The organism is Streptomyces tailanensis, assembly GCF_008386495.1.
Taxonomy (GTDB): Bacteria; Actinomycetota; Actinomycetes; order Streptomycetales; family Streptomycetaceae; genus Streptomyces; species Streptomyces tailanensis.
On the sequence record NZ_VTHJ01000047.1, the window covers coordinates 1 to 22,514 of the forward strand.

Genomic DNA, 22,514 nt, shown 5'->3' on the forward strand with positions numbered 1-22,514 from the left:
CTACCGGATCCGCCACACCGCGCGGGCCGGATCCGCCAGATTGATCGAAACCAGATACGCGCCCTAGACGCCCAACTCCTGTGCCAGTACGGCCGCTTGGACCCGGCTGCGCAGATCCAGCTTGCCCAGCAGACGGCTGACGTGGGTCTTCACGGTGGCCTCGGCCATGTCCAGCCGCCCGGCGATCTCCGCGTTCGACAGTCCCTCGCCGATGCATGAGAGCACCTCCCGCTCGCGCCGGGTGAGTGCGTCCAGCACGGACGGGTCGGCCGTGGGCTCACGTACGGGCTTGGCGGCGAACTCGGCGATCAGCCGCCGGGTGACGGCCGGGGCGATCAGACCCTCGCCGCGCCCGACCGTCCGTACGGCCGCGATGAGGTCCTTCGCCTCCGCGTCCTTGAGCAGGAACCCGGCGGCGCCGGCCCGCAGCGCCCCGAAGACGTACTCGTCGAGGTCGAACGTGGTCAGGACGAGCACGTCGGCCAGCCCTTCGGAGACGACCTGACGGGTCGCCGACACCCCGTCCAGGCGCGGCATCTGCACATCCATCAGCACCAGGTCCGGCCGCAGTTCGCGGGCCAGCGCCACCGCCCGCTCCCCGTCGGCCGCCTCGCCGACCACCTCGATGTCGGGCGCGCTGCTCAGGATGAGGACCAAGCCGGCGCGGACGGCGGACTGGTCCTCGGCGACGAGCACGCGGATCATGCGGGTTCTCCTTCGGCGACGGGGAGGGTGGCGCGTACGGCCCAGATCTTGCCCTCCGCCGATGCCTTCGGACCGGCCTCGAAGGTGCCGCCCAGCAGGGCGACCCGCTCCCGCATGCCGACCAGACCGGCGCCGGAACCGGGTGCGCTCGGGCCGTCGCGGTCGCCGTACGGGCTGGTCACGGCGATGTCGAGGGAGCCGTCCGTCTGGCGCAGCGCCACCGTGACCCGGCCGGGGCGGGCGTGTTTGAGGGCGTTGGTCAGGGACTCCTGGACGATGCGGTACGCGGCGAGTTCGACGGGGGCGGGGAGGGTGTCGGAGTGGCCGGCGTCCAGTGTGACGTCGAGGCCGTTGGTGCGGGCGCCCTCCAGGAGCGCGCCGAGCCCGTCGAGCGTGGGGGCGGCGGAGGGCTCGGTGTCGCCACTCGAATCCCGCAGGATGCCGATGAGCCGCCGCATCTCCGCGAGCCCCTCGACGCTGTTCTCCCGGATGACCCCGAGCGCCTGCCTGGAAGTGTCCGGGTCGTCGAGGGAGAGCGCGGCCGTGGAGTGGATCGCGATCGCCGAGAGGTGGTTGGCGATTATGTCGTGCAACTCCCGTGCCATGCGGGCCCGTTCGGAGACCACGGCCTGAGTGCGGTCCATCTCCGCCAGCAGAGCCGTCTGTTCGGCACGGAGCCGGGCGGCGACGGCCGCGTCGCGGTGGTTGCGTACCACCCAGCCGGTGGTGGCGGGGGCGAGGCCCACCACCCCGACACCCAAGCCGATGAGCAGGGCCTCGGGATCCCGCCACAGGGCTGTGGGCACGACCGCGCCGAGCACCGTGAGCGCCCCGGTGATCCAGGGGATGCGGCGTGCGGAGGCCGGTGTGCCGTACAGGACGGCCGCGTACACCAGGTCGGTGAACATCACGACCGTGGCCACGTTGCCCCGTGTGACGATGTCGGCGGTCATCATCACGACGCCGATCAGCAGCGCCGTACGGGGCCGGGTCCGGCGCAGCAGCTCGCAGCCCGCGGTCACGACGAGGGGCAGCAGCGGTGCCCAGTCGGGCGGCCAGAGCACCAAGCCGTTGTCGCCCGCCGGGCGGGGGAAGAGACCGATGCCCCACAGGAGGAGGCCGCCGAGCAGCCCGCCCACTGCGATGAGGACGTCGTCGCGGTGCGGGCGGGGCAGGTGTACGGCCATGCCCCCATCCAACCCGGGACCGGCGCCCGCCGCCTGATGCCCGCGAACGGTTCTGGACTGCAACTTTCGATGTACCGCGACTTCGTCACCGCCGACGACGAATCGCACGCCGGCCGCCGGGAGCCTGGAAGGGTGACCGAGAGGAGCGAGTCGTGATCGTCGCGTTGATCATCGCCTGCGAGGTCGGCTTCTGGGTGCTGCTGGCGCTGGCCCTGGCCGTCCGTTACCTGCTGAAGTGGCGCCGGACGAGTGTGGTGCTGCTCCTGTGCGAGCCCGTCCTGGAGCTGGTCCTCTTCGTGGTGACCGCGATCGACTTGAAGAACGGGGCCGAGCCGAGCTGGGAGCATGGTGTCGCCGCGATCTACATCGGGTTCACCGTGGCGTACGGCCACTACACCATCCGCTGGCTGGACGGCCACGCGGCGCATCGCCTGGGCGGCGGGCCGCCTCCGCCGAAGCCGCCGAAGTACGGGATGGCGCGAGCCGGCCATGAGATCCGCTTCTGGCTCCGCACGGTCCTCGCTGCGGCCGTCGCCTGTGTACTGCTCGAAGCCGCCGCCCGCTACATCGGCCAGGACGGCAACATCGAATCGCTCCGGTCCTTCCAGGCGGCGGCACTCAGGGCCGCGGCCATCCACGGGCTGGTCGCCCTCGGCTACCTGATCTTTCCCAAGAAGGATCCGGCCATCGCGGCGGACAAGAGCCGGGCTCCGTCCTCGAGGGAGAAGGCCGGGCGATGAGCGCGGGTGCGCTCCGCTAGGGGAGGCGATGAGCGCCGTGGGGCTGCTGCTGGGTTGCTGGGTGCGGGTTGTGTTGGGTTGCTCGCGCCCACGCGGCGGAGCCGCACAGTGACACAGCCCCGCGCCCCTTGAGGGGCGCGGTGGATCATCGGCGTTCAGAGAGCGGTCAGCGCTCCCCGCCCGGCACCCACAGCACGTCCCCGACCTCCTTGTTCGCCGTCCTCGCCAGAATGAACAGGAGGTCGGACAGGCGGTTGAGGTAGGTCGCCGTCAGGGGGTTCATCACGTCGCTGTGAACCTCCAGCGCCGCCCACGTCGACCGCTCCGCCCGGCGTACGACCGTGCAGGCCTGGTGGAGGAGGGCGGCGCCCGGGGTGCCGCCGGGGAGGATGAAGGAGCGGAGCTTGTCCAACCGCTCGTTGAAGTGGTCGCAGTCCGCCTCCAGCTTGTCGATGTAGAACTGCTCGACGCGCAGGGGCGGGAACTCGGGCTTTTCCACGACCGGCGTGGACAGGTCGGCCCCGACGTCGAAGAGATCGTTCTGCACGCGGGTGAGGACCTTCACGACCTCCTGCTCCAGCCCGCCCAGCGCGATCGCCGTCCCGATCACCGCGTTCGCCTCGTTGGCGTCCGCGTACGCCGAGATCCGCGCGTCGGTCTTGGGCACCCGGCTCATGTCCCCGAGGTTCGTGGTGCCCTTGTCGCCGGTCCTGGTGTAGATGCGCGTGAGATTGACCATGTGACCAGCGTAGTTACGCCCCGGCCGTCCGGAAGACCCGTGTGCCCACCGTCACGGAGACCGCCGCGAGCCCGACGCCCACCAGGGTCCCGTACAGCATGGAAGCCGTCGCGTACTCGCCCACAGGTCGGCGCGGCTGCCGGGGTCCAGGCCGGTCGTCGGTTCGTCGAGGAAGAGGATCTTCGGGCGGTGGGTGAGCGCCATCGCGATGTCGAGGCGGCGCCGCTGGCCGCCGGAGAGCGCCGCGCACTTGCGGTCCAGTAAGCCGGTCAGGTCCAGGTCGCGGGCCAACTCCTCGGCGCGCTCGGCAGCCTGAGTCTTCGCCAGACGGTAGAGCCGCCCCTGGGTGACCAGCTCCTCCCGCGCGGTCACCTGGGGGTCGACGCCGCCCGACTGGGCCACGTAACCGATCGCCCGGCGCACTCCGGCCGGGTCGGTGGCCAGGTCGTGGCCCGCGACGGTGGCCGCGCCGCCGGTGGGTTTCAGCAGGGTCGTGAGCATCCGCAGGGTCGTCGTCTTGCCCGCGCCGTTCGGCCCGAGGAAGCCGAGGATCTCGCCGGGGCGGACGGTGAGGTCGATGCCGCGCACGGCCTCGACGGGGCCGTGCTTGGTCTGGAAGGTACGGGCCAGTCCGGCCGCGCTGATGATGGGCATTCCCACCAGAAAAACAGAGTCACTGAAATTTTGCAACGGCTCCAAAGTTTCAGCGGGGCCAAGAATCTTGGGCCCGCCTACGATGAGGCCATGGCAGAGGGGCTCAGGGAGCGCAAGAAGCGCGAGACGAGGCAGCGGATCTCGGACATCGCCACCGCGCTGTTCGTGGAACACGGCTTCGTCACCGTGACGATCGCGGACGTCGCCGACGCGGCGGACGTCTCCGTGAACACCGTCTACAACTACTTCCCCGCCAAGGAGGACCTCTTCCTCGACCGCGGCAAGGACGTGGTCCACCGGCTCGCGCGCTGGGTGCGTGGCCGGGACGCGGGGGAGTCGGCCGCCGCGGCCGTACTGCGCGAACTGCGCGAGGAGGTCGAGACGGTCTCGCCGCGCGTCGGCCTGACGAAGGACTGCCAGCACTTCCTGAGGGTCATTCACGAGGCGCCCGGCCTGCGCTCCCGGCTCTGGAGCGTCCAGCAGGAGGTCCAGGAGAACCTGGAGACGGCCCTCCGTGAGGAGACCGGCGCCCCCGCCGACGACCCCATGCCCACCCTGATCGCCGGCCAGATCAACTGGCTCCACCAGACGGTGATGGGCGTGATCGGGCGAGAGATGGTCGCCGGGCGCGATCCGGGCGAAGTGTCTGGGGAAATCCTTTTGCTCCTGGATGAAATGGAAGGGCTGTTGGGCGAGAAGGTGCTCAACTACGCCGTACGCGCCTCCGAATGAGTGCCGCCGGTGTGATGTCCGTCAGATGAGACGTGACTCGCGTTACTAACGGGTCACACGGCCCCTCTCGAGCGCTAGGGTCCGGCCGAGAGGCAGTCATCGACAGCGCGTACCAGGGGAGTCGCACAGTGGCACGGAAGCTCGCCGTCATCGGAGCCGGGCTCATGGGGTCCGGTATCGCCCAGGTATCCGCGCAGGCGGGCTGGGACGTCGTCCTGCGCGATGTCACCGACGAGGCGCTCGACCGTGGCATCGGCGGCATCCAGGCGTCGTACGACAAGTTCGTCGGCAAGGGCAAGCTGGCGGCCGAGGACGCCGAGGCGGCCCTGGCGCGGATCACCGCCACGACCGACCTCGACGCGGTGGCCGACGCGGACATCGTCGTCGAGGCCGTGTTCGAGAAGCTTGAGGTCAAGCACGAGATCTTCCGGGCGCTCGACAAGCTCGTACGGGACGACGCCGTGCTCGCCTCGAACACCTCCGCCATCCCGATCACCAAGATCGCGTCCGTGACGGAGCGGCCCGAGCGGGTCGTCGGTACGCACTTCTTCTCGCCGGTGCCGATGATGCAGCTGTGCGAACTGGTCCGCGGCTACAAGACGAGCGACGAGACCCTCGCCACCGCACGGGAGTTCGCCGAGTCGGTCGGCAAGACCTGCATCGTCGTCAACCGCGATGTCGCCGGCTTCGTGACCACCCGTCTCATCTCCGCGCTGGTCGTCGAGGCCGCGAAGCTGTACGAGTCGGGCGTCGCCACCGCCGAGGACATCGACCTCGCCTGCAAGTTGGGCTTCGGCCACGCGATGGGACCGCTGGCCACGGCCGACTTGACGGGCGTCGACATCCTGCTGCACGCCACGAGCAACATCTACATCGAGTCCCAGGACACGAAGTTCGCTCCACCGGAGCTGATGCGCCGGATGGTTGACGCCGGTGACATCGGACGCAAGAGCGGGCAGGGCTTCTACAAGCACTGACACAAGCACTGACGCCGACATATGCGTCACGGGCGGCATTTCCGCCGCATGTGAACGCATGAGCCTCTCGGGCATCACCCCTTGAGGTGAATTCGGTATCGGTTCGCTCACAGACGGCAACCTGGCGGAGTCAAACGCCGTCAGACGTTGCATCACCTACTCACGGAGTACGAGACGCACTCACGGGGAGCGCTTATGTACATCAGGGGCGACCACGCCGAGCTGGTCGTCGGGGGCCGCCTCGACGTACGCAGCGCGGCGGACGCCCGTACGGTCCTGCACTCGGCCGTCGACGACGGAGCCGGCGACCTGGTGCTCGACCTGTCAGAGCTGGACTCCTGGGACGCCACCGGACTCGGCGTGATCATGGGAGCCCACCGGCGGGCGGGACGGTGCGGACGGCGGCTGGTGCTGCGCGATGTGCCACCGCAGATGCAGCGGCTGCTCGTGGCCACACGACTGCACCGCATCCTGGCGATCGAGGGCGGCATCGGACTGGAGTCGCTGCCTCGCGTGTGAACGGGCGTGCGGGTTCGCACGTATGACCCGATGCGTGTGGGACACCCGGCCCCCACGGGAGGAAAGGCACCACACTCCCAATCCTCACGAGACTGTGACGTCTCGGACGGCGCGGTACCCCGGACTGTCGGAGATACTGTGCAAAGGTTTAGGGTTCGGCTGCCCGCTGCCAGCAACCCTCGAGCGGGTTCCGGACCAGAAGCGACAGCGCGGTGTGCGACACGGCCGGGAGGGGCTCCAGCACACGAGACGCTTTTGGGGGGCTAGAACCGATGGACCCGAACACCCGGGGACCCGAAGACCACGGCCACGACGACGCACAGGCACAGAGCAAGCGTCCACCACGTGATCCTTTGACGCAGGACTTCGACCGGCACACTCCGGCACTCGCCCGCACCGTCCAGCTCGTCTCGGGCGACTTCCTGCTCACCGTCAACCCCATAGACGGCAGCGAGGTGGAGAACTGCCCACCGGGCGAACTGCCCGGACGGCCCGAGAAGCACGCGCCCGCCGAGCGCGCCGAGATCGACCGCGCCGCCCGGCCGCCCGTGCCCCCGGGGCCCGCACTGCCCCGGCTGCCCCTGCTCCAGCGCGACGACGAGAGAGAACGGCTCGTACGGCTCCTCGCCCGCGGCCGCTCCGTCCGTCTCACCGGCGCCCCCGGCTCGGGCCGCACCACGCTCCTCGACGCCGTCGCCGAGGACTGCGCGGACCTCGCGCCCGACGGCGTCGTACGGCTGAGCGGTTACCGGCGTACGGTGGCCGACCTGCTGTACGACCTGTTCGCGGCCGTGTACAGCGCGCCCCTGTTCCGGCCCGGACAGCAGCAGATCCTCGACGTGGTACGGGACATCGGCGCTGTCGTCGTCCTGGACGACCTGGAGTTCGGCGGGGCCGCGCTCGACGAACTGCTCGACGCGACCCCCGAGTGCGCCTTCCTGATCGGCGCCACCCCCGACGTACCCCTGCCGTCCGACGACGCGCCCCTCGAAGAGATCGTGCTCGGCGGGTTCGACCGGGCGGGCAGCCTGGCGCTGCTGGAGCGGGCCGTGGGGCGGCCGCTCACCGAGGACGAGGTGAACTGGGCAGGCGACCTGCTCTTCGAGTCCGAGGGGCTGCCGCTGCGGTTCACCCAGGCCGGGGCGCTGCTCAGGCAGCGGGACCGGCTGCGGGCGGGCGCGGACGCCGTCGACGAGTTCGGCGTCTTCGCGGACGCACCGCCGGTCGACGCGCCCCTCGACCCCTCGTCGGACACGCACGAGACACCCCTGCCGTCGCTCGCCGAGGGAGCCGCGCCCGCCGCGCTGCTCGCCTCCCGGCTGAGCGCCTCGGCGCGCGAGACCCTGCGATTCGCGATCGCACTCGGAGGCGAGGTCCCGCACCAGGCCCATCTGCCCGCCCTGGTCGGCGACACCCACGCGGACGCCGCCCTCGGCGAGCTCGTCGGCTGCGCCCTGGTCACGCCGGCCGGCGCGCGCTACCGGCTCGCGGCCGGCGTACAGACCCAGCTGGAGGCCGCCGGGTACGCCGACGACGTCGAGGCCCGCGCGCGCAGCGCTGCCCAGCACTACGCCTGGTGGGCCGGTCACCCCTCGGTCACACCCGAGCGGGTCTCGGCCGAGGCGGACGCCGTGCTCGCCGCGCTCACCGTCCTCGCGCCGCTCACCGAGCCGACCGCCGAGGACGAGGAGAGCGTCGCGGTGCGGCTGGCCCGGCAGGCGGCGCCCGCGTTCGCCGCGGGGCTGCACTGGAGCGCCTGGGAACGGGCCCTGAGGACCGGCGCCGAGGCGTCCCGGCTCGCCGGGGAGATCGCCGACCAGGCCTACTTCCACCACGAGCTGGGCGTCCTCGCGCTCTGCCTGGGCCAACTGGACCGGGCCCGCGCCGAGCTGGAGACCTCCATCGGGCTGCGCGGCGCCCTCGCCGACAAGCGCGGCACGGTCGCCGGCCGCAGGGCCCTCGCCCTGGTCGCCGACCGCTCCGGGGCGACCCCGCCCGGCGGTCGTACGGCGGCGGGGGAGGAGGTGCCGGACGCCCGGCACGAGGAGTCGGCGTCACCGCCCGGCGGGGTGCCCTCCGGGTACACGCCGACGGGCTTCGGCGCGGTCGGGGCGGTGGGCGCGGCCGGCGTGGTGGGCGCTTCCGCGGCGACCGGTACCGAGGCGACGCTGGTCACCCACCGTTCCGGCGGCGGCTCGCCCGCGCACAAGGCCGGCGGCCTCAAGAGCCTGGTCGGCGGAGCCCGCCGCAACCTCGCGGCGGCGGGAGCGGGCGCGCTGCTCGCCGCCGTCCTGGGCACCGTCGTGACCCTCGGCGCGACCTCGGACAACACCCCGCAGTCCCCCGCCGAGAAGGTCGGCGTCAACCCCTCCGCCAGCGAGGGCTTCGACGACGGCGGCCTCGGCGCGGAGGAGCGCCCCAAGCGGGAAGAGGACGCCAACGACCCCGGCACGCTCCCGGAACCGACCGACCCGGGCCCCGACGGGACGTACGGCACTGCGGACGACCCGACGCCGTCGAACACGCCGGGACCGTCGGACGACGACGATCCGTCGCCCTCGGACCCGTCCGGTTCGTCGGACGGTGGGACGACCGGTGGCTCTACGGGCGGCACGACCGGCGGAACGACCAGCGGCGGGACCGGTGGTGGGACCACGGGTGGAACGACCGATGGTGGGACCACGGATGGCACGACCGATGGCGGGACCACGGATGGCACGACGGACGGTGGGACCACGGACGGCACGACGGGCGGTGGGACCACGGACGGCACGACCGATGGTGGGACCACGGACGGTACGACGGGTGGTGGGACCACGGACGGCACGACCGATGGTGGGACCACGGACGGTACGACGGGCGGTGGGACCACGGACGGCACGACCGATGGTGGGACCACGGACGGCACGACGACCAGCGGCACGACGACCAGCGGCACCTTGTCGCCGTCCGAGAGCATGCCGGCGAGCGCCTCGGAGAGCCCTCCGGAGAGCAGCAGTAGCGAAGCCCCTGCCGACGACTCGGTGATCTGAGGCTGAGGCTCACGTCAGCGCAAGAGGGCCGGGTCCGTGTGACGGACCCGGCCCTCATGCGTGAAACGGATCAGAACAGCCGCAGCTTGTCGTCCTCGATGCCGCGCATCGCGTCGTAGTCCAGGACCTGGCAGCCGATGCCGCGGTCGGTGGCGAGGACGCGGGCCTGGGGCTTGATCTCCTGGGCGGCGAAGATGCCGCGGACCGGCGCGAGGTGCGGGTCGCGGTTCAACAGCTCCAGATAGCGCGTGAGTTGCTCGACACCGTCGATCTCGCCGCGCCGCTTGATCTCGACCGCGACGGTCGCCCCCTCCGCGTCCCGGCACAGGATGTCCACCGGGCCGATGGCCGTCATGTACTCGCGGCGGATGAGCGTGTAGCCCTCGCCGAGCGTCTCGATGCGGTCGGCGAGCAGCTCCTGGAGGTGCGCCTCGACGCCGTCCTTGATCAGCCCGGGGTCGACGCCCAGCTCGTGCGAGGAGTCGTGGAGGACTTCCTCCATGGTGATGATGAGCTTCTCGCCCGCCTTGTTGATGACGGTCCAGACGCCCTCTTCGTCGCCTGTGCCCTCCTTCAGCGTGCAGGGCGGCGACATCCAGTTGAGGGGCTTGTAGGCCCGGTCGTCCGCATGGATGGAGACGCTGCCGTCCGCCTTCACCAAGATCAGGCGGGGGGCTGAGGGGAGGTGGGCGGTGAGCCGGCCCGCGTAGTCCACGGAGCAGCGGGCAATGACGAGACGCATGGTCGGCAACGCTACTCGACGCCGACGGGTCCGCGCGATTCGGCGACCACAACGGCCTCGGTCCGGCGACCGCGACGCCCGCCGTCCGACGGCCACGACGCCACCGTTCGACGGCCACGACGATCCCGGCCAAGAACGTCGGGAACTGTCGCCCTCCGTCACGCCCTCAGGCCTCTGATCTGGGCCTCCGTCGTCCCCCGGCATGTGCCACTGTCAACTCATGTTCGGCAATGGCTGATTGTGTGCGCCAAGGGCCCTGTCGGTGCGCGCAATCTCCTGGTGCGGTCACGATCGGTTGCATACCGTAGAAACGTGAGGTCGCCAGCCGTGCACTCTGCGTGTTCGGTGGTCGCGATCTCCGCCCCTGTCCGTCAACCCCTGGTGTTGTGGGGGTGCGAGAGGAGTACCCATGTCGCTCGACGTCTCACCGGCCCTACTCGAACAGGCCGAGCGAGGCGAGGTCGACGAAGCCGCCTTCGTCGACTGCGTCCGGACCTCCCTGCCCTACGCGTGGGAGATGATCAGCTCCCTGGTGGTCCAGCTGAAGGTGGAAGGCGGGGAGTTCGCCGACAACCAGACGCCCCCGCCGGACGAGCAGGCGCGCGGACAGCTGCTGCGCGCGCTCGCGAGTGACGCGATTCGCGGCGCGCTGCAGCGGCACTTCGGCGTACGCCTGGCCTTCCAGAACTGCCACCGCGTGGCGGTCTTCCCGCTGGACCCGTCCGTGGACGACAGGCTGGCCCGCTTCACCTCGATCCGCGGCCAACTCCTCAACCAGTCCCCGGAACTCCGGGACTGCTGAGGACATGACGCACTACGGCTTGCCGCTCCAACCGCGGGAGGTGCATCAGTAACCGGGGCGGCAAGCTTCCCGCAAGGGCAACGGCCAAGGGCACGGCCAGGTACGGCTCAACCGAGGTGAGGCAGCACCTCGGCACCGAGTCGCCGTACGTTCTCCTCCGTGGCCGCGAGGTCCCCGGAGCCCTCGACGAGAAGCGCGAAGCGGGAGATGCCCGTGCGCTCGCTCGTCGCCGCGAGCCGGTCGGCGCACAGCCGCGGGGTCCCCACCGGGTGCAGCCCGCAGAGCAGTTCGGTGTACGCGAGCGGGTCCCGCATGGCGCGGGCGCGGCCGTCCACGGTCACATGGGCGTCGAGGCCCTGCTTCAACCAGCCCGGCATCGCCTTGGTGAGCGCCTCCACGGCGTCGGTGCGCCGGTCCGCGATCTGGCAGACGCCGGCCGACACATGGGCCGCGCCGGCGATCTCCTCCGGCGAACGGCCCGCGGCGCGGGCGTACTTGCGCCACATCGCGACCATCTCGGTCTTCTCCTCGTCCCCGACGTGCATCCCGAGGAGCATCGACAGACCGCGCTCGGCCGCCAGCCGTACGCTCGCCGGTGAGGTGCAGGCGACGACGACCTCGGGACCGGGCGTCTCGTCCAGATCCTCCGAGGGCCTCGGTACGACGGCGACCTCACGGAAGCTGAATCGTTCCCCCGACGCCGACACCGAGGGTTCGCGGAGCCAGCGCATGAGCAGATCGAGTGATTCCGGGAACCCCTTCTCGTACGCGTCCAGCCCGGTGCCGAAGACCTCCAGATCGACCCAGGGGCCGCCGCGGCCGACGCCCAGCGTGAAGCGTCCGCCGGAGGTCACATGCAGCAGGGCGGCCTGCTCGCCCAGGGCCACGGGGTGGACGGTGGGCAGCACACTGACCGCCGTACCGACACGGATCCGCCGGGTGCGTCCCAGCAGTAACGCGGCGAGGGTGACCGCCGACGGGCATGTCCCGTACGGCACGAAATGGTGCTCGGCCAGCCAGACCGCGTCCAGACCGGCCGCTTCGGCCGCCTCCGCCGTCCGTACCGTCCGGTGGAGCGCCTCCCCTTGGCCCTGTCCGGGGAACTGGGCTCCCAGTACAAATGTTCCTACGCGCATCGCACTTCCTGCTTCCTCGGCTCCGACTCGGGAGCTCCCCCATCCGGCATAACCCCCTGACACGTGCCCAGGACACGGCCTTGCGGCGAGATTTGCGGATTGTCTGCAGAATGCGGCGGGCGGGGGGTGTTCTGGGGGATTGGTGGCGTACGCATACCCTCACCGGGCCCGCGTAGGCTCACCAGCCGAGTTAGCGAAACGTAGTTATGTTGTGGCAGAATGTAACGGCACGCCCGGCGCCCAGGCGACGTCGGGCACCCTCCTCGGTTTGGCCTCGCGGCCTGGCCGACCAGCGTCCGGAGGGACGTGCCACGCGGGCTGACGGCTTCTGCCGTTCAGCACCAGGGCACGAAGGCGATTGGCTCACATCCCTGAGCAAAATTGAGGGTCACCAAGCCAATCTGAGACGCTGGACACCAACCCTGCTCCCTGTATAGCCCGGTGAGGTGTCCTGTGTCTCCGCGTCGCAACCGTCCCAAGGGCGATGACTCGTCGGGTTCGTCAGGCCGGAGCGCCGACGAGGACCGGTCGGACCGGTACGGCGGTTGGCAGTCCAGCGAGCGCTGGCAGGGCGAGGAGTGGAGCGTGCGCCATGTGGCGGGCGCGAGCGCGGTCGGCAAGACCTACCGCTGCCCGGGCTGCGACCAGATGATCCCCTCCGGTGTGCCGCATGTCGTCGCCTGGCCCGAGCACTCAGGTGTGGACGAACGCCGGCACTGGCACAAGGCCTGCTGGAACGCGAAGGACCGCCGCACCACGCGGGTGCAGCGGTCCCGTAACGCGCCGAGGTTCTGAACCCCCGGTCCACGGGCGCCGGTTACACGTCCCGCTTCTCCAGCAGGCCGTACGCGGCGGCGAACGCGACCGCGACCATGCCGAGCATGATCCACAGCGGGTCCCAGCCGGACGGGCCCGCCGAGCCGAGCTCCGCGCTGTAGAAGACGCCGAGCTGGCTCGGGATCGAGTAGTTGAGCAGGAACTCCTGTACGTCCCGCAGCGACTCCGCGAACATGAAGATCGCGATGACCAGCGGCGCGAGGAACAGGCCGAGCATGATCGTGATCGCGCCCGCGGAGTGCCGGATCAGCGAGCCGACGAGCAGCGACAGCAGTCCGAACAGCGAGAGGAAGAGGCTGACGCCGACCGTCGCCTTGAACCACTCCTCACCGGTGGGCGTCGCCGCGTTGTTGCCCTCCAGGATCGCCACGTGGACGAAGCCGACGAACGCGGTGGTCACCAGGGTGACGGTGAACGCGAGAACGAAGTACACGAGGGACTTCGCGATCAGCACCCGGCCGCGGCTCGGGCACGCGGTCATCGTGGTCCGGATCATGCCGGTGCCGTACTCGGAGGCGGTGGTCAGCACGCCGAGCGTGATGAGGCAGACGCTGCCGAGCATCAGCCCGAACATACCGAGGCCCAGCGGGGACTCGCCCTCCAGGTTCATCTCCGTGGAGGCCGCGATCAGGGCGAAGAGCAGACCGAGGCCGATCACGAGGATGACGTAGACGCAGAGTGTCCACATCGTCGAGCGGACGGACTTGATCTTCGTCCACTCGGAGGCGATCGCGTGCCCGAGGTGGGTGCGCACCACCGGGATCGGCGAGGTGTACGAAGTGCCCGGCGCCCCCTGCCAGTTGGGGGCGGGGGGCTGCTGCTGGGCGACTGGCGGCTGGGGCGTGCTCATCGGGCGTCCTCGGACTTCGTCAGGTCGGCGGCGGGCGCGGGGGCGGAAGGGGCGGGGGTGGCAGGTGCGGCGGGCTGCGCGGGGGCCTGGGGCGCGGCCTGGGCGTACGGATTCGGCTGCGGCTGCGGCTGACCGGGGGCCGGGGCGGCAGCGGGCGCGGGCGCCCCGTACGGACCGGTCGGCTGGCCCTGCGGCGGTGCGAAGGGCTGGCCGCCCTGCTGCGGGGCCTGCGGGGCCGGCGGGGCGTACCAGCCGGGCTGGCCCTGTCCCGGGACAGGCATCGGCGGCTGCGCGCCGGGCGGCAGGGGCTGCTGGAGCCCGGCCTTCTGGTCGATGGACGAGCGGTAGTCGACGGCGCCCTGCGTCATCCGCATGTACGCCTCCTCCAGCGAGGCCTGGTGCGGCGACAGCTCCCACAGCCGTACGTCGGCGTCGTGCGCGAGGTCGCTGATACGGGGGAGCGGCAGCCCGGTGACGCGCAGCGCGCCGTCCTGCTCGGGCAGCACCTGGCCGCCCGCCTCGGTCAGCGCGGCCGTCAGCTTCTCGCGCTGCTGCGGCTCGGTGTCCGGCGTCCGTACGCGTGCGAAGTCGGCGGAGTTCGCCGAGATGAAGTCCTTCACGCTCATGTCGGAGAGCAGCTGCCCGCGCCCGATCACGATGAGGTGATCGGCGGTCAGCGCCATCTCGCTCATCAGGTGCGAGGACACGAAGACCGTACGGCCCTCCGCGGCGAGCGCCTTCATCAGGTTGCGCACCCAGAGGATGCCCTCGGGGTCGAGGCCGTTGACCGGCTCGTCGAAGAGCAGCACCTGGGGGTCGCCGAGCAGGGCGGCGGCGATGCCGAGCCGCTGGCCCATGCCGAGCGAGAAGCCCTTGGAGCGCTTCTTCGCCACGTCCTGGAGACCGACGACGCCGAGCACCTCGTCCACCCGGCGGGCCGGGATGCCCGACAGCTGCGCCAGGGACAGCAGGTGGTTCCGGGCGTGCCGGCCGCCGTGCACCGCCTTGGCGTCGAGCAGGGCACCGACCTGGCGGGCCGCGTTCGGCAGCTTGCGGTAGGGATAGCCGCCGATCGTCACCTGCCCGGAGGTGGGGTTGTCCAGGCCGAGGATCATGCGCATCGTCGTCGATTTGCCCGAGCCGTTGGGCCCGAGGAAACCGGTGACGGCCCCCGGCCGCACCTGGAAGGAAAGGTTGTACACGGCCGTCTTGGCGCCGTAGCGCTTGGTCAGGCCGACTGCCTCGATCATGCTCCGCACCCATCGAACGGTTCAGGACGTCTGCGTCTCAGGACGTCGGGGCGCACGCCCCCGTAAGGGTTAGGAGCTTATAGGGGCGTTGACGGTTCCGCCCAAGGGCAAGTAACAGCATGCGGGCCACGCTGGGCCGAGCCCCGTAAGGGGCGCGGGGAACCGCGCGATCAACCACGTACCACCCGCAGTCGCCATACAACGCGAACCCCCGAGCCATTAGGCACTCAACCCAACCACCCCACAACGCCAAAGGGCCCGCACCCCCAGAAGGAGATGCGGGCCCTGAGCAACCCTTGCCCGGTGCCGTCAGGCGGTCGTGTTACCGGGACTGCTGAGCCGGAACCCCACGCGAGATCGGCTCGTCGTCGGTCGCCGGGGTGCCGGCGGCGGCCACAGCCGCACCGGTCAGCGTCGCCAGCATCTCGCGCACGTTCGTCAGCTGGGCGTTGATGGAGTCGCGGCGGTTGGTCAGAGCCGCCAGCTCCCGCTCGGATTCCGAGCGGATCCGGTCCGCCTTGGCGTTCGCGTCCGCGACGATGTCCTCGGCCTGACGCTGCGCGGTCTCCACCGTCTGGCGGGCACGGCGCTCGGCGTCGGTGCGCAGCTTCTCGGCCTCCAGGCGGAGCTGCTCCGCGCGGTGCTCGATCTCCGCGAGCCGCTTCTCGGCCTTCTGCTGACGCGACGCCAGGTCGCGCTCGGACTGCTCGCGCCGCTTGGCGAGGTTCGTCTCGAAGTCGGCGGCGGCCTGCGCGGCCTTCGCGCGGGTCTCCTCGAAGAGGGCGTCCGCCTCCTCGCGCTTGGACTGTGCGTCCTTCTGCGCCTCGGCACGCAGCTGGGACGCGTCGCTCTTGGCCTTCTCGACGATCCGGACGCCCTCGTCCTCGGCCTTGGCCTTGCGCTCCGCCGCGAACGACTCGGCGTCGTTGCGGACCTGCTGGGCCGCGGACTCGGCGAGGTCACGGTGCTGCTCGGCCGCGCGCCGGGCCTCCTCGCGCAGGTCCTTCGCCTCCTCCTCGGCGAGACGGAGGATCTTCTCGACGCGGGCACCGAGACCGGCGTACGACGGCTCGGCGTCGGTGACCGCGGCCTGGGCGTTCTGCGTCTCGAGGTGGAGCTCCTCGATGCGCTTTTCGAGAGCGGTGATGCGGGCGAGAGCGGAGTCACGGTCGGAGACGAGCTTGGAGATACGTTCGTCCACCTGAGCGCGGTCGTATCCACGCCGCACAAGCTCGAAGCCGTAGGGGGAAGTGTCGCTCATGGGGTTCCTGTCGAATGAGACCGGTGAGGTGATAGGTGGAATCCTAGGGGGCGAAGCGGCGTGTCATCGAGCAGATGCACGTTTGATCTGGAGAATGACACCCCTTTTGGTGGCCGACCATCGGAATTATTGCCAGAAACTTTGCACCAAGGCCCTGGCAAGCACAGGAAGAACACAAATTGGTGTCTTTGGCGTCTACGGCGGCGCGGAAGGTACCCGCAACGCCTCGACTCCGCTAGCCGTCTGACGACTTGCCACCCGAACGAGTCGCACCCGCCGCGGCACCCGCCTTGACTCCACCGTCCTTGCCGCTCGACGGGGCCTCAAAAGACTCCAACGCCTCCAGGACGTCCTGGACACGGGAAATCTCCGCATTGATGTCCTCGCGGCGACGGACCAGCACCTCGAGTTCGCGCTTGCCCTCCTCGACCGTACGGCGGGCTTCACGGATCGCCTCGGCCTTGAGTTCCTCTGCCTCGCGGATGAGCGTGGACTTCTTCTGCTCGGCCTCCTTGAGGAGACCCTCGGCCTTCTTCACCGCCGCGATACGGACCTTGCCGGCCTCGGAGTTGGCCTCGGAAACGATCTCCTTGGCCTTTGCCTGCGCCTTCTGATGCTGTTCCTCGGCGGCCTTGATGAGCGCGTCGCAGCGGTCGCCGGTCGACCGCATCGTTTCGGCGGCCTCACGGCGGGCCCGCTCGTGCAGCGCCTCGATCTCGGACGTGATCCGGTCGCGCAGCTCCTCCGCCCGCTCCCTTATGGCGGTGGCGTCCCGGCGCGCGCCGACCAGCAGCTCGTCGGCGTCCGTACGGGCCTTCTCCACCGTGGAGTTGCCCTCGACGGTTGCCTCGGAGACCAGCCGGTCGGCCTCCTTGCGGGCCGCGCCGACCATGGAGTCGGCCTGCGCCTCGGCGTCCGCGGTGGTCTTCTGGGCCTGCGACTGCGCCTCGGTGAGGAGCTTGTCGGCCTCGGCCGTCGTCTCCGTGATGAGCTTGTCGACCTGCTCGGCGGCCTCGGAGCGCCGCTTGTTGGCGTCGTTGCGGGCCTCGTCGAGGGTGCGGTCGGCCTCCTCGCGGGCGTGCGACATGAGCCGGTCGGCCTCGGCCTCCGCCTCGGCCCGGGCCCGCTCGGCGTCGGCCCGTACCCGCTCGGCGTGCTGCTGCGCGGAGCCCACCGTCTCGGCGGCCTCGGCCCGCAGCCGCTCGGCGTCGTCGGTGGCCTCGGCGATCAGCCGGTCGGCCTTGGCGACGGACTCGGCCCGTACCCGCTCGGCCTCCTCGTTGGTCTCCCGCGTCAGCCGCTCGGCCTCGGCCGTGACCTCGGTGATGAGGGTGTCGGCCTGGGTGGCCGCGTCCGACCTGATGCGGTTGGCGTCCTCACGGGCCTCGGCCCGGGTACGCGACGCGTCCTGGTCGGCTCGCGCGATGGTGTCCGAGGCCTCCGTACGCACCCGCTGGGCGTGCTCGGCGACGTCCGAACGGATCCGGTCCGCCTCGGCGAGGGCCTCCCCGACCGTGCGCTCCGCGAGCGACTTGGCGGCCTCTGTCTCGTCCCGGGCCTCCCGGCGCACCCGGCCCGCGTCCTCGGTGGCCCGCTCCCGCTCCGCGTAGGCGTCGGCGCGGACCCGGTCCGCCTCCTCCTCGGCCTCCCGGCGCGTACGCTCCGCCGCGTGGTCGGCCGCGTTGCGCAGCCCGGCGATCTCCTCCTGGGCCTGCTCGTGCAGCCCGGCCACGGAGTCCCGTACGTTCTGGGCGTGCTGCTCGGCGGCCGACACCATCTCCATGGCGCGCCGCTCGGCCTCCTCGACCAGGCGTACGGCCTCGGCCTGGGCCTCCTCCACGCGCTTGCGCGCCGAGGCCAGCAGCTCCTCGCTCTGCTCGCGGGCCCGCTGCCGCTCCTGACCGGCCTCTTGCCGGGCGGCGCCGAGGAGTGCCTCGGCCTCGCGGCGGCGCCGTACCGCCTCCTCCTGCGCGGCGGCCAGTGTCTCCGACGCCTCCGTGGCCAGCCGCTCGGCCGCGGCCTGCGCCTCCGCCCGTACCCGGTCGGCGGTGTCCTGAGCCTCCGACTTCAGCCGCTCCGCCTCGGACGCGGCCTCCGACCGCAGCCGTACGGCGATGGCCTCGCCCTCGGCCCGGGACGCGGACGCGTCGGACGCGGCCTCGTCGCGCAGCCGCTGGGCCTCGGCCTCGGCCTGCGCCTGGAGCGTACGAATGCGCTCGGCGGCCTCGGAACGCAGCCGGTCGCTCTCCTCGGCGGCCTCGCGGCGGATCCGCTCGGCCTCCCCGCGGGCGTCGGCGAGCGCCTCCTCGGCGGAGGCGAGCCGTGCCTCGGCCTCGGTGTGCAGCCGGGACAGCTCCTCGACGGCCTCCGCCTTGCGGGCCTCGACGCCGCGCTCGGTCTCCTCGCGCAGCTCGCGGGCGGCCCGCTCGGCCTCGGCCTTCAGCTCGTCCGACTGCTCGATGACCTCGGCGCGGTGCCGCTCGGCCTCCTTGCGGGTGCGCTCCAGGGTCTCCTCGGCCTGACGGCGCAGCGTCGAAGCGCGTTCGATGGCCTCCGTGCGGACCTTCTCGCTGTCCGCCGTGGCCGTCTGGCGCAGCTCGTCGGCGTCCGTGCGCGCCTTGGCGAGCAGTTCCTCGGCGGTCTTGGCGCCTTCCTCGATCTGCTGGACGGCCTCGCGCCGGGCCTCGGCGCGGATCCGCTCGCCCTCGGCGACCGCGTCGGCCCGCAGCTGCTCGGCCTCGCCGCGCAGCCGGCGCGCCTCCTCCTGCAGCTCGACCGTCTTGGCGCGGTACTCCTCGGTGTCGTCCTTCGCCGCGCCCTTGAGCTGCTCGGCGAGGTCGTGCGCCTCGGCGCGCAAACGGTCCGCCTCGGCCTCCGCCTCCGCGCGGATCCGCTCGGCCTCCTCGGTGGCGGCCTTGGTGGTGTTCCGGGCGTCCTCGGACGCCTTGTTCAGCACGTCCTCGGCGGTCTTGGCCGTCTTGGCGAGCTGGGAGGCGGACTCCTCCGCGGTGATCGAGCGGGCCTTCTCGGAGGCCTCGGCGACGATCTTCTCGGCCTCCGCCTTGGCGTCCGCGACGACTTCCTCGGCGGCCGACTTGGTGGCCTCGGCCTCCTTCGTGGCCTCCTCGACCAGCCGGGCGACCTGCTCCTTCGCCGTACGGGTGCGCTGCTCGTTGGTCGACTCGGCGCTGGAGAGGGCCTTGGCAGCGTTCTCCTTCGCCTCGGTGACCAGCTTCTCGGCCTCCGTGCGCGCCTCGCGCAGCGCCGTCTCGGCCTCCGCGATGCGCTGCTCGGCGGCCCGGCTCAGCTCGGAGGCCTGGCGGCGGGCGGCGTCGGACTCGGTGGCGGAGGAGGAGCGCAGCTGCTCGGCGTGCTCGGTCGCCTCCTGGGCCTGCGTGGACGCCGCGTTGAGCAGCCGCTCGGCCTCGGCGCGGGCCCGGCGCAGAATCTGGTCGGCCTCACCGCGTGCGGCCTCCGCGTCGCCCTGGAGCCGCTGCCTGGCCTCGTTGACCAGCCGCTCGGCCTCGGCACGGGCGGCGGCCAGTGCCTGCTCGGCCTCGGCGCGCGACTCGTCGACGAGCCGGCGGGCCTGCTGCTCGGAGCGGGCGCGCAGCTGCTCGGCCCACGCCACGTTCTCGTTGACGTGCGACTCGACGGTCTGACGGCGCTCGGACAGCTCCTGGTCGAGCTGCTGGCGGCGGGTGACGGCCTCCTGGTGCAGCTCCGCCTGGAGGCGCGCGGCCTGCTCGGCGTGCTCCTGGAGGATGCGCTGGGTCTGCGCCCGGGCCTGGCTCAGCTCCCGCTCGGCGTCGGCGCGCAGCTGGTCGGCCTGCATCTGGGCCTGGCGGAGCATCTGCTCGGCCTGGTACCCGAGGTCGCCCCCGTCGTAGGCGGGCCGGGACATGAGGGTGCGGCGCGCCTCGTGCAGCTTGGCGCGCAGCACCTCGACCTGGTAGCCGAGGTCCTCGGCGTGCTGGATCGCCTTTTCCCGCTCGGTCTTCAGCCGCTCCATCTCGGCCTCGAACCGAGAGAGGTGGTCGACGTCAGCCGCCGGCTCTCGCTCCTGGCGTTCGTAGCCCCGCACTGCGCGGTCCCATCCGTCCCCTGGTCGCAACCTCTGGCAAACGAGCTCCGTCCATCCGCCGAACGGGGCCCCCGGGGAATGGTGTCAGATCAACGGCGGAGCACGGGCTGCCGCCCTAACCCTCGTCCCCCGAAACCTGGACCCCGGCCCTAGGGCGTTGCTGATGGATCTCCGCGGCGTCGCGACGCCCGGCACGCACTCTCGCCGCACCGGGCAAAAGCCCTAGTAGCTCCGCTACGAGGGCTTCCGCCCGGCATGCCGAGAGCACGCACCGAACGCCGCTCCTTTTCCCGCGGCCATCCATCAGCAGCGCCCTGGATCCCACTCCTCGGAAGGCGACAGGACCCGGGCCGTCCCCTCGAAGGCGACGGCCGACCCCAACCCTACCGGCCCATATGTACGGGGGTCAGTGCTCAGGTGACTCAACTGGCGCCGAAGTGACCAGTTCTGTCAGTACGCCATGGCAATCCTTGGGGTGCAGAAACGTGATCCGTGACCCCATGGAACCGCGTCGCGGCTCCTCGTACAGGACGCGTACGCCCTTGTCCTTGATCGAGGCCGCCTCGCCGTCGACGTCCGCGGTGCCGAAAGCGATGTGGTGGACCCCCTCGCCGTTCTTGGCCAGCCACTTCGCGACGGTGGAATCTTCGCGGGTCGGCTCCAGGAGTTGCAGGTAGGAGGCGCCGCCGTCGTCGGTACCGTTGATCTTGAGCATGGCCTCGCGTACGCCCTGCTCCTCGTTGACCTCGGAGTGGAACACCTCGAAGCCGTACGTGGCCCGGTAGAACTCGACGGTCTTGTCGAGGTCGAAGCAGGCGATCCCGATGTGGTCGATTCGCGTCAGCATGGTGTTAGTGCAGCGCCCCTGAGGTGGTTACGCAACGTGCCAGCGATCACACCGACAGCCCGGTGACGGCACGGAGTGCCACTCAGTACATTCGAAGTAAACCCTCGTTCACTCCTCGGCTGTACAAGCTGGAAGGGGATCGCACCTCATGACTGGAACGAACGGCAGGACCTCGGTGATCGTCGCGGGCGCCCGTACGCCCATGGGACGGTTGCTCGGTTCGCTGAAGTCCTTCTCCGGAGCCGACCTCGGTGGCTTCGCGATCAAGGCCGCCCTCGACCGTGCGGGGATCGGTGGCGACCAGGTGCAGTACGTGATCATGGGCCAGGTGCTCCAGGCCGGGGCAGGGCAGATCCCGGCACGCCAGGCCGCGGTCAAGGCGGGCATCCCGATGAATGTCCCTGCCCTCACGATCAACAAGGTGTGTCTGTCCGGCCTCGACGCCATCGCGCTCGCCGACCAGCTGATCCGCGCCGGCGAGTTCGACGTGATCGTGGCCGGTGGTCAGGAGTCCATGACCAACGCCCCCCATCTGCTGCCGAAGTCCCGTGAGGGCTACAAGTACGGCGCGATCCAGATGCTCGACGTGATGGCGCACGACGGTCTGACGGATGCGTTCGAAGGCATCGCCATGGGCGAGTCCACCGAGAAGCACAACACGCGTCTCGGCATCCTGCGCCCCGAGCAGGACGAGATCGCCGCGCTCTCGCATCAGCGGGCCGCCGCCGCGCAGAAGAACGGCACTTTCGACGCGGAGATCACGCCGGTCGAGATCCCGCAGCGCAAGGGTGAGCCGGTTGTTTTCAGCCAGGACGAGGGCATCCGAGGTGAGACGACCGCCGAGTCGCTGGGCAAGCTGCGGCCGGCCTTCACCAAGGACGGCACGATCACGGCCGGCTCGGCCTCGCAGATCTCCGACGGCGCGGCGGCCGTGGTCGTGATGAGCAAGGAGAAGGCGGAGGAGCTGGGCCTCACGTGGCTCGCCGAGATCGGCGCCCACGGGAACGTCGCCGGGCCGGACAACTCCTTGCAGTCGCAGCCGTCGAACGCGATCCAGCACGCGCTGAAGAAGGACGGCCTGGACGTGGCCGACCTGGACCTCATCGAGATCAACGAGGCCTTCGCCGCGGTCGCCGTCCAGTCAATGAAGGACCTCGGGGTGACCCCCGAAAAGGTGAACGTCAACGGTGGCGCGATCGCCCTCGGTCACCCCATCGGCATGTCGGGCGCCCGGCTCGTACTGCACCTCGCGCTGGAGCTGAAGCGGCGCGGCGGCGGTGTGGGCGCGGCCGCGCTGTGCGGTGGTGGTGGGCAGGGTGACGCGCTGATCGTGCGGGTACCCAAGGCCTGAGACCTTCACTTCTCAGGCGTACGTGGCGTACGTGGCAATACGAGACGTGCGTGGCGTACGTGGCTACTC

The 22,514-nt window shown here is 70.9% G+C and carries 18 protein-coding genes and 2 pseudogenes; 8 read left to right on the forward strand and 12 right to left on the reverse strand.

The features are described from left to right. Positions 1 to 63 precede the first annotated feature (63 nt). The gene (locus F3T56_RS31420) at positions 64 to 705 is read right to left on the reverse strand and encodes a response regulator (RefSeq protein WP_149828737.1); all 642 of its coding nucleotides are present in this window, start codon (positions 703 to 705) and stop codon (positions 64 to 66) included. Next, positions 702 to 1,892, reverse strand: a complete 1,191-nt coding sequence (locus F3T56_RS31425; RefSeq protein ID WP_149828738.1) for a sensor histidine kinase — start codon at positions 1,890 to 1,892, stop codon at positions 702 to 704. Before F3T56_RS31425 ends, F3T56_RS31420 begins: the two co-directional genes overlap by 4 nt. 152 nt (positions 1,893 to 2,044) lie before the next feature. Between F3T56_RS31425 and F3T56_RS31430 the strand changes: the two genes are divergently transcribed. Further along, complete coding sequence (locus F3T56_RS31430; protein WP_149828739.1) at positions 2,045 to 2,632, forward strand: hypothetical protein; 588 nt, start codon at positions 2,045 to 2,047, stop codon at positions 2,630 to 2,632. Positions 2,633 to 2,798: 166 nt separating this feature from the next. On the opposite strand, the gene F3T56_RS31435 is transcribed toward F3T56_RS31430, so the two are convergent. From F3T56_RS31435 to F3T56_RS31445, 3 genes and pseudogenes are all read right to left on the reverse strand, one after another. Then, positions 2,799 to 3,371 carry a cob(I)yrinic acid a,c-diamide adenosyltransferase gene (locus tag F3T56_RS31435; protein ID WP_149828740.1) on the reverse strand — a complete coding sequence of 191 codons (573 nt, stop codon included), beginning with the start codon at positions 3,369 to 3,371 and terminating at the stop codon, positions 2,799 to 2,801. A gap of 13 nt (positions 3,372 to 3,384) precedes the next feature. Next, positions 3,385 to 3,495, reverse strand: a pseudogene (locus F3T56_RS48435) (ABC transporter permease); the annotation flags it as partial. Next, positions 3,474 to 4,025, reverse strand: a pseudogene (locus F3T56_RS31445) (ABC transporter ATP-binding protein); the annotation flags it as partial. The pseudogenes F3T56_RS31445 and F3T56_RS48435, both read right to left, overlap by 22 nt. 90 nt (positions 4,026 to 4,115) lie before the next feature. Between F3T56_RS31445 and F3T56_RS31450 the strand changes: the two are divergent. The 4 genes from F3T56_RS31450 (at position 4,116) to F3T56_RS31465 (ending at position 9,285) form a co-directional block, all read left to right on the forward strand. After that, positions 4,116 to 4,757, forward strand: coding sequence for a TetR/AcrR family transcriptional regulator (locus F3T56_RS31450; RefSeq protein WP_149828741.1), 642 nt, complete (start codon positions 4,116 to 4,118; stop codon positions 4,755 to 4,757). A gap of 128 nt (positions 4,758 to 4,885) precedes the next feature. Continuing rightward, positions 4,886 to 5,734, forward strand: a complete 849-nt coding sequence (locus F3T56_RS31455) for a 3-hydroxyacyl-CoA dehydrogenase family protein (RefSeq protein WP_149828742.1) — start codon at positions 4,886 to 4,888, stop codon at positions 5,732 to 5,734. 195 nt (positions 5,735 to 5,929) lie between these two features. Beyond that, on the forward strand, positions 5,930 to 6,253 hold the full coding sequence (locus F3T56_RS31460) for an STAS domain-containing protein (protein ID WP_033526497.1): 324 nt from the start codon (positions 5,930 to 5,932) through the stop codon (positions 6,251 to 6,253). Between the two features lie 272 nt (positions 6,254 to 6,525). Then, entirely contained in the window at positions 6,526 to 9,285 is a 2,760-nt protein-coding gene (locus tag F3T56_RS31465; RefSeq protein ID WP_149828743.1) for an ATP-binding protein, read from the forward strand. Between the two features lie 70 nt (positions 9,286 to 9,355). Here the strand turns inward: F3T56_RS31465 and nucS are convergent, their stop codons facing one another. Then, complete coding sequence (gene nucS, locus F3T56_RS31470; protein ID WP_149828744.1) at positions 9,356 to 10,027, reverse strand: endonuclease NucS; 672 nt, start codon at positions 10,025 to 10,027, stop codon at positions 9,356 to 9,358. A 409-nt stretch (positions 10,028 to 10,436) separates the two neighbouring features. On the opposite strand from nucS, the gene F3T56_RS31475 reads away from it, so the two are divergent. Further along, the gene (locus F3T56_RS31475) at positions 10,437 to 10,829 is read left to right on the forward strand and encodes an SCO5389 family protein (protein WP_149828745.1); all 393 of its coding nucleotides are present in this window, start codon (positions 10,437 to 10,439) and stop codon (positions 10,827 to 10,829) included. A 107-nt stretch (positions 10,830 to 10,936) separates the two neighbouring features. Here the strand turns inward: F3T56_RS31475 and F3T56_RS31480 are convergent, their stop codons facing one another. Further along, positions 10,937 to 11,965, reverse strand: coding sequence for an LLM class flavin-dependent oxidoreductase (locus F3T56_RS31480; protein WP_149828746.1), 1,029 nt, complete (start codon positions 11,963 to 11,965; stop codon positions 10,937 to 10,939). A gap of 453 nt (positions 11,966 to 12,418) precedes the next feature. Here F3T56_RS31480 and F3T56_RS31485 point away from each other — a divergent pair, with 453 nt between their 5' ends. Continuing rightward, a complete protein-coding gene (locus F3T56_RS31485) occupies positions 12,419 to 12,760 on the forward strand; it encodes an ATP/GTP-binding protein (RefSeq protein ID WP_149828747.1) in 342 nt (113 codons plus the stop codon). A 22-nt stretch (positions 12,761 to 12,782) separates the two neighbouring features. Here F3T56_RS31485 and F3T56_RS31490 read toward each other — a convergent pair whose 3' ends face one another. The 5 genes from F3T56_RS31490 to mce all read right to left on the reverse strand — a co-directional run bounded on the left by F3T56_RS31490 (position 12,783) and on the right by mce (position 21,094). Continuing rightward, positions 12,783 to 13,652 carry an ABC transporter permease subunit gene (locus F3T56_RS31490; protein ID WP_149828748.1) on the reverse strand — a complete coding sequence of 290 codons (870 nt, stop codon included), beginning with the start codon at positions 13,650 to 13,652 and terminating at the stop codon, positions 12,783 to 12,785. Then, positions 13,649 to 14,902, reverse strand: coding sequence for an ABC transporter ATP-binding protein (locus tag F3T56_RS31495; RefSeq protein WP_149828749.1), 1,254 nt, complete (start codon positions 14,900 to 14,902; stop codon positions 13,649 to 13,651). The genes F3T56_RS31490 and F3T56_RS31495 overlap by 4 nt, the downstream gene beginning before the upstream one ends. 322 nt (positions 14,903 to 15,224) lie before the next feature. Further along, positions 15,225 to 16,163: a coiled-coil domain-containing protein gene (locus F3T56_RS31500; RefSeq protein WP_149828750.1), complete on the reverse strand. Its 939-nt coding sequence runs from the start codon at positions 16,161 to 16,163 to the stop codon at positions 15,225 to 15,227. Positions 16,164 to 16,398: 235 nt separating this feature from the next. Beyond that, positions 16,399 to 20,247: a polarized growth protein Scy gene (gene scy, locus F3T56_RS31505; RefSeq protein ID WP_149828751.1), complete on the reverse strand. Its 3,849-nt coding sequence runs from the start codon at positions 20,245 to 20,247 to the stop codon at positions 16,399 to 16,401. A gap of 406 nt (positions 20,248 to 20,653) precedes the next feature. Next, positions 20,654 to 21,094, reverse strand: coding sequence for a methylmalonyl-CoA epimerase (gene mce / locus F3T56_RS31510; RefSeq protein WP_149828752.1), 441 nt, complete (start codon positions 21,092 to 21,094; stop codon positions 20,654 to 20,656). Between the two features lie 148 nt (positions 21,095 to 21,242). Here mce and F3T56_RS31515 point away from each other — a divergent pair, with 148 nt between their 5' ends. Beyond that, positions 21,243 to 22,445: an acetyl-CoA C-acetyltransferase gene (locus tag F3T56_RS31515; RefSeq protein WP_149828753.1), complete on the forward strand. Its 1,203-nt coding sequence runs from the start codon at positions 21,243 to 21,245 to the stop codon at positions 22,443 to 22,445. The last annotated feature ends 69 nt before the right edge of the window (positions 22,446 to 22,514 follow it).